This window comes from Allobosea sp. 05T439 (genome assembly GCF_056396005.1).
In genome coordinates, this window is sequence record NZ_JBFTKP010000007.1 from 101031 (window position 1) to 113260 (window position 12230).

13 protein-coding genes are annotated in these 12230 nt (G+C 64.6%); all 13 read left to right on the forward strand.

From position 1 onward, the window contains the following. The first annotated feature begins 88 nt into the window (after positions 1-88). On the forward strand, positions 89-1162 hold the full coding sequence (locus tag AC1DIO_RS10225) for a glycosyltransferase family 4 protein (protein WP_441505689.1): 1074 nt from the start codon (positions 89-91) through the stop codon (positions 1160-1162). Next, positions 1159-1932, forward strand: a complete 774-nt coding sequence (locus tag AC1DIO_RS10230) for a polysaccharide deacetylase family protein (protein WP_441505690.1) — start codon at positions 1159-1161, stop codon at positions 1930-1932. The genes AC1DIO_RS10225 and AC1DIO_RS10230 overlap by 4 nt, the downstream gene beginning before the upstream one ends. 53 nt (positions 1933-1985) lie before the next feature. Continuing rightward, positions 1986-3368, forward strand: coding sequence for a glycosyltransferase family protein (locus AC1DIO_RS10235; RefSeq protein ID WP_476768905.1), 1383 nt, complete (start codon positions 1986-1988; stop codon positions 3366-3368). Between the two features lie 148 nt (positions 3369-3516). After that, a complete protein-coding gene (locus AC1DIO_RS10240) occupies positions 3517-4752 on the forward strand; it encodes a metal-dependent hydrolase family protein (RefSeq protein ID WP_441505692.1) in 1236 nt (411 codons plus the stop codon). A gap of 193 nt (positions 4753-4945) precedes the next feature. After that, the gene (locus AC1DIO_RS10245) at positions 4946-5764 is read left to right on the forward strand and encodes an ABC transporter permease (RefSeq protein ID WP_244523418.1); all 819 of its coding nucleotides are present in this window, start codon (positions 4946-4948) and stop codon (positions 5762-5764) included. Between the two features lie 3 nt (positions 5765-5767). Further along, on the forward strand, positions 5768-6826 hold the full coding sequence (locus AC1DIO_RS10250; protein ID WP_441493193.1) for an ABC transporter ATP-binding protein: 1059 nt from the start codon (positions 5768-5770) through the stop codon (positions 6824-6826). 95 nt (positions 6827-6921) lie between these two features. Further along, positions 6922-7968, forward strand: coding sequence for an ABC transporter substrate-binding protein (locus AC1DIO_RS10255; protein ID WP_441505693.1), 1047 nt, complete (start codon positions 6922-6924; stop codon positions 7966-7968). A gap of 7 nt (positions 7969-7975) precedes the next feature. After that, positions 7976-8848 carry an ABC transporter permease gene (locus AC1DIO_RS10260; protein WP_441493191.1) on the forward strand — a complete coding sequence of 291 codons (873 nt, stop codon included), beginning with the start codon at positions 7976-7978 and terminating at the stop codon, positions 8846-8848. 65 nt (positions 8849-8913) lie between these two features. Beyond that, the gene (locus AC1DIO_RS10265; RefSeq protein WP_043233987.1) at positions 8914-9102 is read left to right on the forward strand and encodes a twin transmembrane helix small protein; all 189 of its coding nucleotides are present in this window, start codon (positions 8914-8916) and stop codon (positions 9100-9102) included. Positions 9103-9276: 174 nt separating this feature from the next. Beyond that, on the forward strand, positions 9277-9867 hold the full coding sequence (locus AC1DIO_RS10270; RefSeq protein ID WP_441505695.1) for an acyloxyacyl hydrolase: 591 nt from the start codon (positions 9277-9279) through the stop codon (positions 9865-9867). 183 nt (positions 9868-10050) lie between these two features. Further along, positions 10051-10632 carry a cob(I)yrinic acid a,c-diamide adenosyltransferase gene (locus AC1DIO_RS10275; RefSeq protein WP_441505696.1) on the forward strand — a complete coding sequence of 194 codons (582 nt, stop codon included), beginning with the start codon at positions 10051-10053 and terminating at the stop codon, positions 10630-10632. A gap of 8 nt (positions 10633-10640) precedes the next feature. Further along, positions 10641-11336 (forward strand): rhomboid family intramembrane serine protease, encoded by a 696-nt coding sequence (locus AC1DIO_RS10280; RefSeq protein ID WP_441505697.1) that lies wholly within the window; start codon positions 10641-10643, stop codon positions 11334-11336. 144 nt (positions 11337-11480) lie between these two features. Beyond that, entirely contained in the window at positions 11481-12230 is a 750-nt protein-coding gene (locus AC1DIO_RS10285; protein ID WP_441505698.1) for an electron transfer flavoprotein subunit beta/FixA family protein, read from the forward strand.

The following is a 12230-nucleotide window of genomic DNA, read 5'->3' on the forward strand; positions in this document are numbered from 1 at the left end:
CTGCTCGCGGACCTGACATCCTGTGCGGATCGCATTTCACACGCCGCTCAATGCGTATGAGGACGGCAGGATTTCCGGTGACCGGCGCATGGCGCACCAGCTCGTCGAGGCGATGACACGGCTCGGCCATGCCGTCGCCCCGATCGCGGATGCGCGCTCCTATATGCGCAGCGCGGAGCCCGCGCTCCTGGATCAGCGCCTCGCCGAGGCGGCCGGCCGGCGCGATGCCTTGCTGGCCGCCTGGGAGACCAATGGCAACCGGCCGGGGCTCTGGTTCACCTATCACAGCTATTACAAGGCCCCCGACCTCCTGGGGCCCGAGATCACGAAGCGGCTCGACATTCCCTATGTCGTCGCCGAGGCAAGCGATTCCGGCCGGCGCTCCGAAGGGGAATGGGCCCGGCATGTCGCACTCGCAAGGCGCGGCTTCCGCGCTGCCGATCTGCATTTTTGCTTCACCGAGCGTGATCGTGGTGGCGTCGAGGCCCGCTCCTCGGACCGCACGCAATTCCTCGAGCTGCCCCCCTTCATCGCGTTGGAGCCCTCCACTCCCCACCGCCGATCCGGTGCCGCAGCCACGCGCCTGATCACCGTCGCGATGATGCGTCCAGGCGTTAAGCTCGAAAGCTATCAAGCGCTTGCCGCCAGCCTCGCCCGCCTGATCGATCGTCCCTGGACGCTCACCATCATTGGCGATGGACCCGTGCGCGATCAGGTCGAAGTGGCCTTCGCGCCCCTCCCGCGCGAGCGCATCGAATGGCGCGGTGCGCTGGATCGCCCTGCCGTCGGCGCGGCGCTGGCGGAGCATGACATATTTGTGTGGCCCGGCATCGGCGAAGCCTATGGCCTGGTCTATCTCGAAGCCCAGGCTGCGGGTCTCCCGGTCGTCGCCTTCGACAGTGGCGGCGTCGCAGCCACCGTCCGAAATGGAGAGACCGCGATCCTGGTGCAGGATGGCGACCTCGCGGCTTTGGCAACAGCGTTGGCGGAGCTCATCGAGAACACGAACCGGCGCGAAGATATGGGTCGCGCCGCGCGAAACTTCGTCTTGCGGGAACGGACGCTCGACCGGACGAGCGAGATCATCTCGCACGGCCTCGCATTGGCGCAGGCGGCTCGCGCCGCATATCGGGTCGCGCGCGCGGAATCGACCGGGCCATGAGCACCCCGCTCTGGGCTCCGCTTCTCGCCGAACTCGACCGCTGGAGCACGCAGGGCCGGCGCCTTCAGCTCTGGCTTCGCGATGACGACGCGATCGCGCCAAGCCCGCAGCTCGACAGGCTGGCAGCCCTGGCCGAACATTTCGATGCGCCCGTGCTACTCGCGGTCATCCCCTTCCTGGCGCAACCCGCTCTCTGCGAGCGCTTGCGGAGCGCCCCGCTCCTAATGCCCTGCCAGCATGGCACCTGGCACCGCAATCACGCCCCCCAGGGCGAGAAGAAGTCGGAGTTCGGAAGCCACCGGTCTCGGGACATCATTGGCGCAGAGATCGCGGCTGGGCGACGCCGGCTTATGGATCTGTTTGGCCCGACCCTGCTGCCGGTCTTCGTCCCCCCGTGGAACCGGATCGACAGGGATATCGCGGCAGGCTTGCCGGAGCTCGGCTTCAGCGGGCTCTCCTGCTTCCGCCATTTCGGCTTCGCGGCTCCCCGCGGGTTTTCCGTCGTCAACACCCAGATCGACATCATCGACTGGCATGGCGGGCGCATTGGTCGCCCGGCCCCCGCCATTGCCGAGGAGATCGTCACGGAACTCACACGAAGACGTGAGGCTGGAATAGGCAACAGCCCACTTGGCCTGTTGCTGCATCACCGCGACCATGATGACGGGGCCTGGGCCGTTCTCGATGCCTTGCTCGGCTCAATGGTCCATCACCCCGCCGTGGAGTTGGTCGGCCTTCGACAGTTGTTTTCAGGCTCGAACACTGCCTAGAGTGAAGCTGCGACGCTGGGTGAGCGTCCGCCACCTGGCCAAGCCGGACTTGGATGGACGCGCGTGTGGCGCTATATCCGAATCCGAACAATTCTAGGTGCGTTCGCCCTCGCTCGAGGTCGTTTGGCCGTTTCGCGGAGGGCGAGCCGTCTATGCCGTATAACGTCATCGACATCGGCGGTGCCGACCGCGCGCCGCGCAGCCCTCAGGCCCCGAGGGTGCTGATCTACAGCCACGACACCTTCGGGCTCGGCCATATCCGCCGCTGCCGCGCGATCGCCAATTCCCTGGTCGCCAGCTATTCTCATATATCAGTGATCATCGTCTCGGGCTCGTCGATGATCTCGAGCTTCCAGTTCGGCGACGGCGTCGACTATGTCCGCGTTCCCGGCGTCGAGAAACAGGATGACGGGGGCTACGCCCCGCATCATCTCAATCTCGATCTCGGCGACACGCTGCGCCTGCGCGCCGACCTGATCAGACAGACCGTGCTGTCCTTCGATCCGGACGTCGTGATCGTCGACAAGGAGCCCGTGGGCTTGCGCGGCGAACTCTTGTCTTCACTCGAGATCCTGCGCCGGCGCGGTGCCCGCATCGTGCTCGGTCTGCGCGACGTGCTCGACGAGCCGAGCAAGGTCCTCGAGGAGTGGCGACATAGCGGCGCGCTCGAGGCACTGGGTTCGGTCTATGACGATATCTTCGTCTATGGGCTGGAAAGCGTCTATCAGCCGCTTCAGGGCCTGCCCGACCAGCATCTCTTCGCCGACAAGATCCGCTATACCGGCTATCTCAAGCGCGCCGTGCCAAGCCCGATGCCGCCGACCCGTCACCCGAAGATCACCAAGGGCCCTTTCATCCTGGTCACCCCCGGCGGCGGCGGGGACGGCATGGGCCTGACCGACTGGGTGATTTCGGCCTACGAATCCGACCCGACGATCGAGCTGCCGGCGCTGATCGTGTTCGGCCCGTTCATGTCGCGCGAGAAGCGCAAGGATTTCGCCGAGCGGATCGCTCGCATCCCGAAGCTCGAAGGCCTCGGTTTCGAGCCGCGCCTCGAACTCCTGATGAATCGCGCTCACTGCGTGGTCGCCATGGGCGGCTACAACACCTTTTGCGAGATCCTCTCCTTCGACAAGCCGGCGCTGATCGTGCCGCGCGTCCGGCCACGGCGGGAGCAGAGCATCCGCGCCGAACGCGCCGACAGCCTTAAGCTCGCCACCATGCTGCACGATCCGCTTCAGGATGGTCAGGCTACGCGCGATCCGGCGATCATGGCTGCCGCCCTTCACGCCCTGCCCAAGCGCATGCCGCCGTCTCAGGCCTTCGTCCCGAGCCTGCTCGACGGCCTGCCCGCCATCAACCGCGCGCTTGCCGACGATCTCTCGATGCCGATCCGCGGCCGGGCGCTGGCCCAGAACAGCGCGGCGGTCAGCTGAGCCTCGCACGGGCCGTGCTCCACGGCTGTGAAGAGCGCCCGAATTCGCTTGAGAAAATGGGCTGACAAGGCTGCGGAAACTTCGCAATATATCAGCCGGGGAGAATGACGGCGCCGCAACGGCGCCTCTTCATGGGAGATCGTTCTCGATGGCGCAGCTGCTGTTCAAGAATTTCGCCATGCTCGAGCCCGACCATGGCGAATTGCGCCGCGGCTACGAATTGCTGGTCGAAGGCGATACGATCCGCGAGGTCTCCGACAAGCCGATCAAGACGGCCAAGGCTGATGTGATCGATTGTGGCGAGCGTACCCTGATGCCCGGCCTGATCGACAGCCATGTCCATGTCTTCCTCTCGGAAGTCTATATCCGCGCCATGGAAAGCATGCCGCTGACCCTGATGACGGCCCGCTCCGTCCGGCTGATGAAGGGCATGATCGATCGCGGCTTCACCTCGGTGCGCGACACCGGCGGCGCCGATTGGGGCATCAAGGAAGCCGTCGAAAAGGGCGATATCCCGGCTCCGCGCCTGTTCATCGCCGGCCAGGCGATCGGCCCGACCGGAGGCCACAGCGACCCGCGCCGGCGCACGGATTTCGGCGCCCGCTGCCATTGCTGCAACGCCATGGCCTATACGATGAACGTCTCCGACGGCGTTTCCGCGGTGAAGAAGTCCGTGCGCGAGCAGATGCGGCTCGGTGCCGACCACATCAAGATCATGATGTCGGGCGGAGTCGCGTCGCCCTATGATCCGCTGGATTCGATGCAGTTCAGCGTCGACGAGGTGAAGGCGGCCGTCGAGGAGGCCAAGGCATTTGGCCGCTATGTCTGCGCCCATGCCTACACGCCTGAAGCGATCACCCGTGCCGCGCAATGTGGCGTTCGTGCCATCGAGCACGGCAATCTGATCGACGAGGCCTCCGCCAAACTGATGGCGGAGAACAATATGGTGCTCACCGCCAATCTCGTCGCCTATTACGCGATGAAGGAGCGTGCGGCCGAGTTCGGCATGACGGGGGATATGCTGGCCAAGAACGATCTGGTCATCGATGGCGGCCTGCGTTCGCTCGAGATCTGCAAGCGCGCCGGGGTTCCCGTCGCCTATGGCAGCGATCTGCTCGGCCAGCTCCAGGTCGATCAATCCCGCGAGTTCCTGCTGCGCAGCGAGGTTCTCTCGCCGATCGAGATCATTCGCTCCGCGACGACCGTCGGCGCCCATCTGCTACGGATGGAGGGCAAGCTTGGCACGCTGCGTGCAGGCGCCTTTGCCGACATCATCCTGGTCGATGGTGACCCGTTGAAGGACCTCGGCCTCTTCCAGAACCAGGGCGCGGCTCTGTCGGCGATCATGAAGGGCGGGAACTTCCACAAGAACCGCCTGCAGTGAGAATCGGGCGGCGACAATGGGTCGACAAAAACCGGCTTGATTGTTTGTAAGTTGAGCCGCAGCCTGCTGTCGGAGCGGATCGAAGGGCGGAGGGCATGGCAGTGACGAGCCGGCGGCAATCGCAGAGCGACCACAACACAACACGCCCGGCGTGGTCATCGCGGCTGGCCGATGGCCGGGCTGGATTCGCCGCTTGAGCGCCGCCCAGCGCCCAAGCTTCGGCCGAATCGCGCTGAATGGCGCTGCCGGCCTGTCGTTAGGCTTCATCCTGCTGCCGCTGGTCTTCGTGATCTGGCTCGCCTTCTTCCGGCAGGAGATTCCGTCCTTCCCGCCCGAAGGCTACTCCCTGAAATGGTTTGCGGCCGTTCCCGGGCAGAAGGCCTTTGTCGACGGCTTCATTCTCAGCCTGCAGGTCGGCGTGCTGGCGACCTTGATCGGACTGGCGCTCGGGGTCCCGGCGAGCCTAGCGCTCGTCCGCCACCGCATCCCTCTAGGCCCGCTGGTGAATACCCTGTTGCTGCTGCCGCTGGTGATGCCGGGCATCGTGCTCGGCACCGCACTCTATGTCTTCCAGATCGAAACCGAGATCGCGACCGGCTGGCCGGTCCTGGGCTCGGCGGGCGGCCTCATCGCGGCCCATACGCTCGTGGTCGTGCCCTGGGTCGTCAGGCTGGTCACGGCAAGCCTTGCCGGCTTCGACCGCACCATCGAGGAAGCTGCTCAGAATTTGGGCGCCGGTCCCTGGAAGACCTTCTGGCGCGTCACCTTGCCAAGCATCCGGCCGGGTATCGTGGCAGCCGGCCTGTTCGGCTTCGTCACCTCTTTCGGCAATCTCGAAATGAGCCTGTTCCTCGTCGGACCGGGCCGCACGACCCTGCCGATCGCGATCCTGCAATATCTCGAATGGAAGATCGATCCGACGGTTGCTGCCGCCTCCGTCATCCAGATCGTTCTGATCGGCACCGCGATGATCATCACCGACCGTTACGTCAAGCTGAGCCGGGTGGTCTGACCCATGGCACGGCTCTCGCTCACCCATCTCCAGAAGGTCTATGGCGACTTCAACGCCGTCGACGACGTCACCATCGACATCGCCGATGGCGAGTTCCTGGTCCTGCTCGGTCCGTCCGGCTGCGGCAAGACCACGACCTTGCGCATGGTCGCCGGTTTTGTGCCGCCGAGCGCCGGCACGATCACCATCGGCGAGCGCGACGTCACCGTGCTGCCGCCCTGGAAGCGCAATTGCGGCCTGGTCTTCCAGAGCTACGCATTGTTCCCCCATCTGACCGTCGCCGAGAACGTCGCCTTCAGCCTCGAGATGCGCAAGGTCCCTCCCGCCGACCGCGCCCCGCGCGTCGCGGAGGCGCTCCGTCTCGTGCAGCTTTCAGGCTTCGACGAGCGTTACCCGCGCCAGCTCTCGGGGGGGCAGCAGCAGCGAGTGGCGCTCGCCCGCGCGCTTGCGATGCAACCCGACGTGCTGCTGCTCGACGAGCCTCTCTCCAATCTCGACGCGAAACTCCGGCAGGAGGTCCGGGTCGAGATCCGCGACCTGCAGCGCAAGCTCGGCCTCACCACGATCATGGTCACTCACGACCAGGAGGAGGCGCTCACCATGGCTGACCGGCTGGTGGTGATGGAGAAGGGCAAGGTCCGGCAGATCGGCAACCAGCGCGAACTCTACGAGAAGCCGGCGGACCGCTTCGTCGCGGGCTTCATTGGCCGCAGCGCCTTCCTCGACGGGGAAACCACAACGCCTGGCCGCTTCCGCAGCCTCGGCGGGCTCGACATCACTGTCGGCGCGGCGAGTGGCACGGGAGCGGCGACACTCGCGCTTCGACCAGAGCGCATCTCGGTGGCAGCCGAGGCCGGAGCGTGCGTCAATCGCTTCGAGGCCCGTGTCGAGCACGTCTCCTATCTCGGCGCGCTGCTCGATATCGATGTCCGTCTCTCCGAGCACGACCGGATGCTGCTGCAGCTCCCGAACCGCCAAGGCAGCATCGAGCCGAAGCCGGGCGACACTATCACGATAGGCTGGGCCGAAGACGCCGGGCTCGTCTATCCGCGCGAGCCGTAAGGCCATGATCGGGAAAGGCGCATTGCGGCTCTCCGTCCGAACATGGCTCGATCACGGTCTCTAGCTCGACAGGCGTCCAACAGGGGAGAACTCATATGAACTCGATCAACAGGCGCCATGTCCTGCAAGGTCTCGCGGCGGGAGCAAGCGCCGCGGCGCTGGGCGGTCCGGCCTTGGCCCAGTCAGGCGGCAAGGTCGTGGTCGGAACCTGGGGCGGCGACTATGCCCGCCTCCTCACCAAGAACATCGAGGACCCGATCCTCAAGCCCAAGGGCATCGAGGTCCTGCAGGACCAGGCCGGCGACGCCCCACGCCGCGCCAAGATGGTCGCCGAGCGTCGCCTGCCGCGCGGCACGGTCGACATCCACGGGCTCTCGGCCGCCAACATGTACGAGATGAACGAGGCCGGCGTCGTGGAGCAGCTCGACTTCTCCAAGATCCCGAACGCCAAGAACCTGCTGCCGACGATGAAGTACCCCTATGGCATCGGGCACATCTATTCCGGCAACGTCGTCATCTACAATCCCAAGCTGATCAGCCCCGCGCCGACCGGTTTCAAGGATTGGCTCGACCCGAAATGGGGCAACAAGATCGGCTTCATCGACATTCAGTATCAGTCGATCATGGTCGCCGCCTCGATGGCCGCAACGAACGGCGCCAGCATGAACGACCTCGACAAGGCGAAGGAGGTTCTGCTCGCCGTCAAGAAGACGGGCGCGCGCGTCTACCCGACGAACGAGGCCTTCGCCCAGGCCATGAAGAACGAGGAGGTTGGCATCAGCGCGATCTGGAAAGCGCGCGTCGTCCAGTGGCAGGATGCCGGCATTCCCTGCGAGGCGGTTTCCCCGGTTGAAGGCATCCCGGCCTATGTCTCCGGTTTCGTCATCCCGAAGAATGCTCCGAACAAGGAGAATGCCTACGCCTATATGAACGCCATGCTCGAGAAGGCGCCTCAGGAGGCCTTCGCAGTCGATATGGGCTATAACGGCACTGTGACCGGTCTCAATGTCGCGGCCGCCCTGCAGAAGCGCATCGGCTTCACGCCCGAAGAGGAAAAGCGCCTCAAGGATCTCGACTACGGCTTCCTCGCCAAGAACGATTCGGCGATGAAGGAGTGGTGGGACAAGGTCTTCAAGGCGTGATGCGGCCATGAGCACGACTGCCCCCGAAGCTGTTGCGGGCGGCCGCACCGGACTTGCCGGGGCGCTCGTCGTGCCGGCGACCATCTTCGTCGCGATCGGGCTGATCGGCCCGGTCGCGATCCTGTTCCGCTATTCGCTGAACCAGTTCATTCCGGGCCAGTTCATGGTCGACGGACTGACCATCGAGAACTACGTCAAGTTCTTCACCGACACCTATTATCTCAACGTGCTCATGCGCACCGTGCGCGTCGCGGTAATCTGCACCATCGCTTGCCTGATCATGGGCTTCCCCCTGGCCTATGTGCTGGCGCGCACCGAAAGCCGGTTCAAGAACCTGCTGATCATGGCCGTCGTGCTCCCCCTGTTCGTCGGCAACGCGGTTCGTGCCGCCGGCTGGATGACCGCTTTTGGCAACAAAGGCGCGCTCAACGCCTCCCTGATGGGGCTCGGCCTGATCAATCAGCCGATCGAGATCATGTTCACCGAGACGGCCGTGATCATCGGCATCGTCGCGGTCAACCTGCCCTTCATGGTGCTGACCCTGCAGAGCGTCATCGAAGGTATCAACCGCAATGTCGAGGAGGCAGCGTTCAGCCTGGGCGCCGGCCCCGTCGCGATGTTCCGCCGCGTCCTCTGGCCACTGGCACTCCCGGGGATTCTCGCTGGCACGATCCTGACCTTCATCCTGGCGATGAATGCCTATGCGACCCCAGTTCTGCTCGGAGGCCCGAAGTTCCAGACGATGGGGCCACTCGTCTATGGCCAATTCGCGCAACAGAACAACTGGCCCTTCGGCGGTGCGATTTCCTTCATCCTGATGACGGCGACGCTCCTGCTGACCGTGGCGGCCCACCTGATCGTGCAGCGGCGTTATCGCTGAGGGCGCCGCCGGTCTCAGTGGCGCTTCCACTGGTCAAGCGCGCGGCGGCACTCTAAATCTCGCGCATGACCATTTCCGGATCGCTCGTCCCCATCGCAGTCGGCGCCGTCGCCCTGGTGCTGCTGCTGGGTCTCGCCAACATGCTGCGCGGCGGTAGCGCCAACACATCGCAGAACCTGATGCGACTGCGCGTGGTGCTGCAATTCGTCGCGATTCTGGTGATCATCGGCGTGCTCTGGTGGCGCGGAGGCTGAGCCCGTCTCACTTTTCAGCGGACGCGACAGCTCTGACTGACGGTGCGTAAGCTTTTGATAAATCAGATATTCTGCATAACCCTCCAGGGGTCCCAACCGCGCTTGCCGCATTCTGGACACGAGTCTATGCGTTTCACTAACGTCCGTTCAAACGATAAAAAGAACCTGTAGCCCATGCCGCGCGTCGCGTTGCTGATCCTTGCCGGCTTCCTGGCTGCCTCGCCTGCCCAGTCGCAGTCGCAGGCCTTGCCTTCCGGAGTTTCCAGCTACGCCCCCGCAACCGAAACCCCCGTTCCGTCCTGGGAAGCGCGCCTCGGCATTGCACCGGCGAATCCGAGCGGCCGCGAAAGCGGACTGCTGAACTTCAATGGCGAGGTGGTGACGCCGCGCGTCATCCCGCTTAATGACCGCATCGCCTCGGCCTTCGTGCCGCGCTTCCATCTTGGCTCCAGCATCAATTTCAATGGCACGCGCTATGCCTATGCGGGCGCGACCTGGACCGTCGATCTCTCGAAGAATGTCTTCGTCGAAGCCAGCTTCGGCGCCGCCGTCAATGACGGCAAGACCGGTGCGGTCGTCCCGGAGAACCGACTCGTCGTCGGCTGCGATACCGGCACGCGCGGTGCTGCGGCGCTCGGTGTTCGCCTCAGCGATCGCTGGAGTCTGATCGCGACGCTCGAACAATTCGGCACCACCGGCTGCTCCGACAAGGACAAGCCACGCGGCCCGGCCAATTTCGGCGCCAAGCTCGGCTACACCTTCTGACCCTTCGCTGGAGCATCGGCCCGAAGAGCGGATTGCGGCTTTCGGGAATGCTGACGCGGACACAGAAAGTTGGATCGCCTGACCGGATAAGAGTTTCGGTCCGATGATCGAAAGCATCTCGGCAGGGTGGAGGCTGTGGTGCTCCAAGCCTTTCGTTGCGGACGCGACGCGCTATAACGCGTCATGGTCAAGCTGAATCGCATCTATACGCGCACTGGGGATAACGGCACGACCGGGCTCGCAACCGGCCCACGCCGGCCGAAATACGACTTGCGCGTCGCAGCCTATGGCACCGTCGACGAGACCAATGCCTGCGTCGGACTGGCACGGCTGCATGCAGCAACCGAGGATGGCGAGGTCGATGCCATGCTCGGACGGATCGCCAACGATCTTTTCGACCTCGGAGCCGATCTCTCGACGCCCGACACCGGCGAGACGCTCGCCTATGAGCCGCTGCGCATCGTCCAGGCCCAGGTCGACCGCCTCGAAGCGGAAATCGATCAGCTGAACGCGGCGCTCGCCCCGTTGCGCTCCTTCGTCCTGCCCGGCGGAACACCGGCAGCCGCCTATCTTCACCTCGCCCGCACGGTCAGCCGGAGGGCCGAACGCCTGATGGTCGAGCTCGCCCAGACCGAGGGGGAGCGCGTCTCCGCGCCGGCGCTGAAATACATCAACCGGCTTTCGGACTTCCTCTTCGTTGCCTCCCGTTTCCTCAATGCCAGGGCCGGGGGCGATGTGCTCTGGGTTCCCGGGCAGAACCGCTAGAGCCGGACATGTTCGTACCGCTGCATGACGGCGTTCCGCTGCGCTTCATGCGCGCGCCCTATGTGACCTATGCCCTGATCAGTGCCTGCATCGGCATCCATCTCGCGATCTGGATCCTGCACGAACCGCCGGGAGAGATCGCCGTCATGGCCGGCTTCGGCCTGATCCCCTCCGTCTTCTTCGGCACCGCGCAACTGCCCATCGAGATCATGCAGGCTCCGGCCTGGCTGACGCTGTTCAGCAATGTGCTGCTGCATGCGAGCTTCGCCCATCTCGTCGGCAACATGCTGTTCCTCTGGGTCTTCGGCGACAATGTCGAGGACGCGATGGGCCATTTCCGCTTTCTGGCCTTCTTCTTTCTTTGCGGCCTGGCCGGGTCGCTGGCGCATGCCGTCATGAATCCTGGGTCGGAGCAGCCGCTGATCGGCGCATCGGGCGCGATCTCGGGCGTTATCGCCTCCTATCTGATGCTCTATCCGCAGGTCCGGATCTGGGGCCTCGCCTTCAAATGGATCCCGCTGCACGTCCCGGCGATGTACGCGCTCGGCGCCTGGATCCTCTTCCAGTTCATGTCAGCCTTCGTCGACCCACAGGGCAATGTCGGCTGGTGGGCGCATCTGGGCGGGCTTGCGACCGGCGCGGCGCTGACCCCGATCTTCATCCATCGCGGCGTTGGGCTGTTCGGGCGCGCTGCAAGAGGGTGACGCCCGCGACTTTGGCGGCGTTGACAAGCCTAAACAGCCATCGCTACGGTCCCCCGGCATTCCAGCCGAGAGCCACGATGCCGTCATCCTGCCGCGTCGCGCGGCGCGGCCTCGATCGTATCTCTCCCGAACGGTGAAGCGACGATGAAGATCCTTGTGCCCGTCAAGCGGGTTGTCGACTACAATGTGAAGATCCGCGTGAAGGCGGACGGCTCCGGCGTCGAGCTTGCCAATGTCAAGATGTCGATGAATCCGTTCGATGAGATCGCCGTCGAGGAAGCGTTGCGGCTGAAGGAAGCCGGCAAGGCGACCGAGGTCATCGTCGTCTCGATCGGCCCGGCGCAGGCCGCGGAAACCATCCGCACGGGTCTCGCCATGGGTGCCGATCGCGGCATCCTGGTGAAGGCCGAGGGCACAGTCGAGCCTCTCGCCGTCGCCAAGCTCCTGAAGAAGATCGTCGAGCAGGAAAGCCCTCAGCTCGTCATTCTCGGCAAGCAGGCGATCGACGACGACTGCAACCAGACTGGTCAGATGCTGGCTGCCCTGCTTGGCTGGCCGCAGGGCACCTTCGCCTCCAAGGTGGTGGTCGGCGAGGGTTCGGTCGACGTCACCCGCGAGGTCGATGGCGGCCTGCAGACCGTGGGTCTGAAGCTGCCGGCGATCGTGACCACCGATCTGCGACTGAACGAGCCGCGATACGCCTCGCTGCCCAACATCATGAAGGCCAAGAAGAAGCCGCTTGATGAGACCACCGCCGAAGCGCTCGGCGTCGACATCGCGCCGCGCCTCAAGGTCCTGAAGACCACCGAACCGCCAAGCCGATCGGCCGGCGTCAAGGTCGGCTCGGTCGCCGAGCTGGTTTCCAAGCTGAAGAATGAAGCAGGAGTTATCTGA

Bases quoted from the DNA above. Each gene is read 5' to 3' on its own strand.
- AC1DIO_RS10265 (WP_043233987.1), top strand. From the start codon at position 8,914: ATGACCATTTCCGGATCGCTCGTCCCCATCGCAGTCGGCGCCGTCGCC.
- AC1DIO_RS10230 (WP_441505690.1), top strand. From the start codon at position 1,159: ATGAGCACCCCGCTCTGGGCTCCGCTTCTCGCCGAACTCGACCGCTGG.
- AC1DIO_RS10225 (WP_441505689.1), top strand. From the start codon at position 89: ATGGCGCACCAGCTCGTCGAGGCGATGACACGGCTCGGCCATGCCGTC.
- AC1DIO_RS10250 (WP_441493193.1), top strand. From the start codon at position 5,768: ATGGCACGGCTCTCGCTCACCCATCTCCAGAAGGTCTATGGCGACTTC.
- AC1DIO_RS10280 (WP_441505697.1), top strand. From the start codon at position 10,641: ATGTTCGTACCGCTGCATGACGGCGTTCCGCTGCGCTTCATGCGCGCG.
- AC1DIO_RS10255 (WP_441505693.1), top strand. From the start codon at position 6,922: ATGAACTCGATCAACAGGCGCCATGTCCTGCAAGGTCTCGCGGCGGGA.
- AC1DIO_RS10240 (WP_441505692.1), top strand. From the start codon at position 3,517: ATGGCGCAGCTGCTGTTCAAGAATTTCGCCATGCTCGAGCCCGACCAT.
- AC1DIO_RS10275 (WP_441505696.1), top strand. From the start codon at position 10,051: ATGGTCAAGCTGAATCGCATCTATACGCGCACTGGGGATAACGGCACG.
- AC1DIO_RS10235 (WP_476768905.1), top strand. From the start codon at position 1,986: ATGGACGCGCGTGTGGCGCTATATCCGAATCCGAACAATTCTAGGTGC.
- AC1DIO_RS10285 (WP_441505698.1), top strand. From the start codon at position 11,481: ATGAAGATCCTTGTGCCCGTCAAGCGGGTTGTCGACTACAATGTGAAG.
- AC1DIO_RS10260 (WP_441493191.1), top strand. From the start codon at position 7,976: ATGAGCACGACTGCCCCCGAAGCTGTTGCGGGCGGCCGCACCGGACTT.
- AC1DIO_RS10270 (WP_441505695.1), top strand. From the start codon at position 9,277: ATGCCGCGCGTCGCGTTGCTGATCCTTGCCGGCTTCCTGGCTGCCTCG.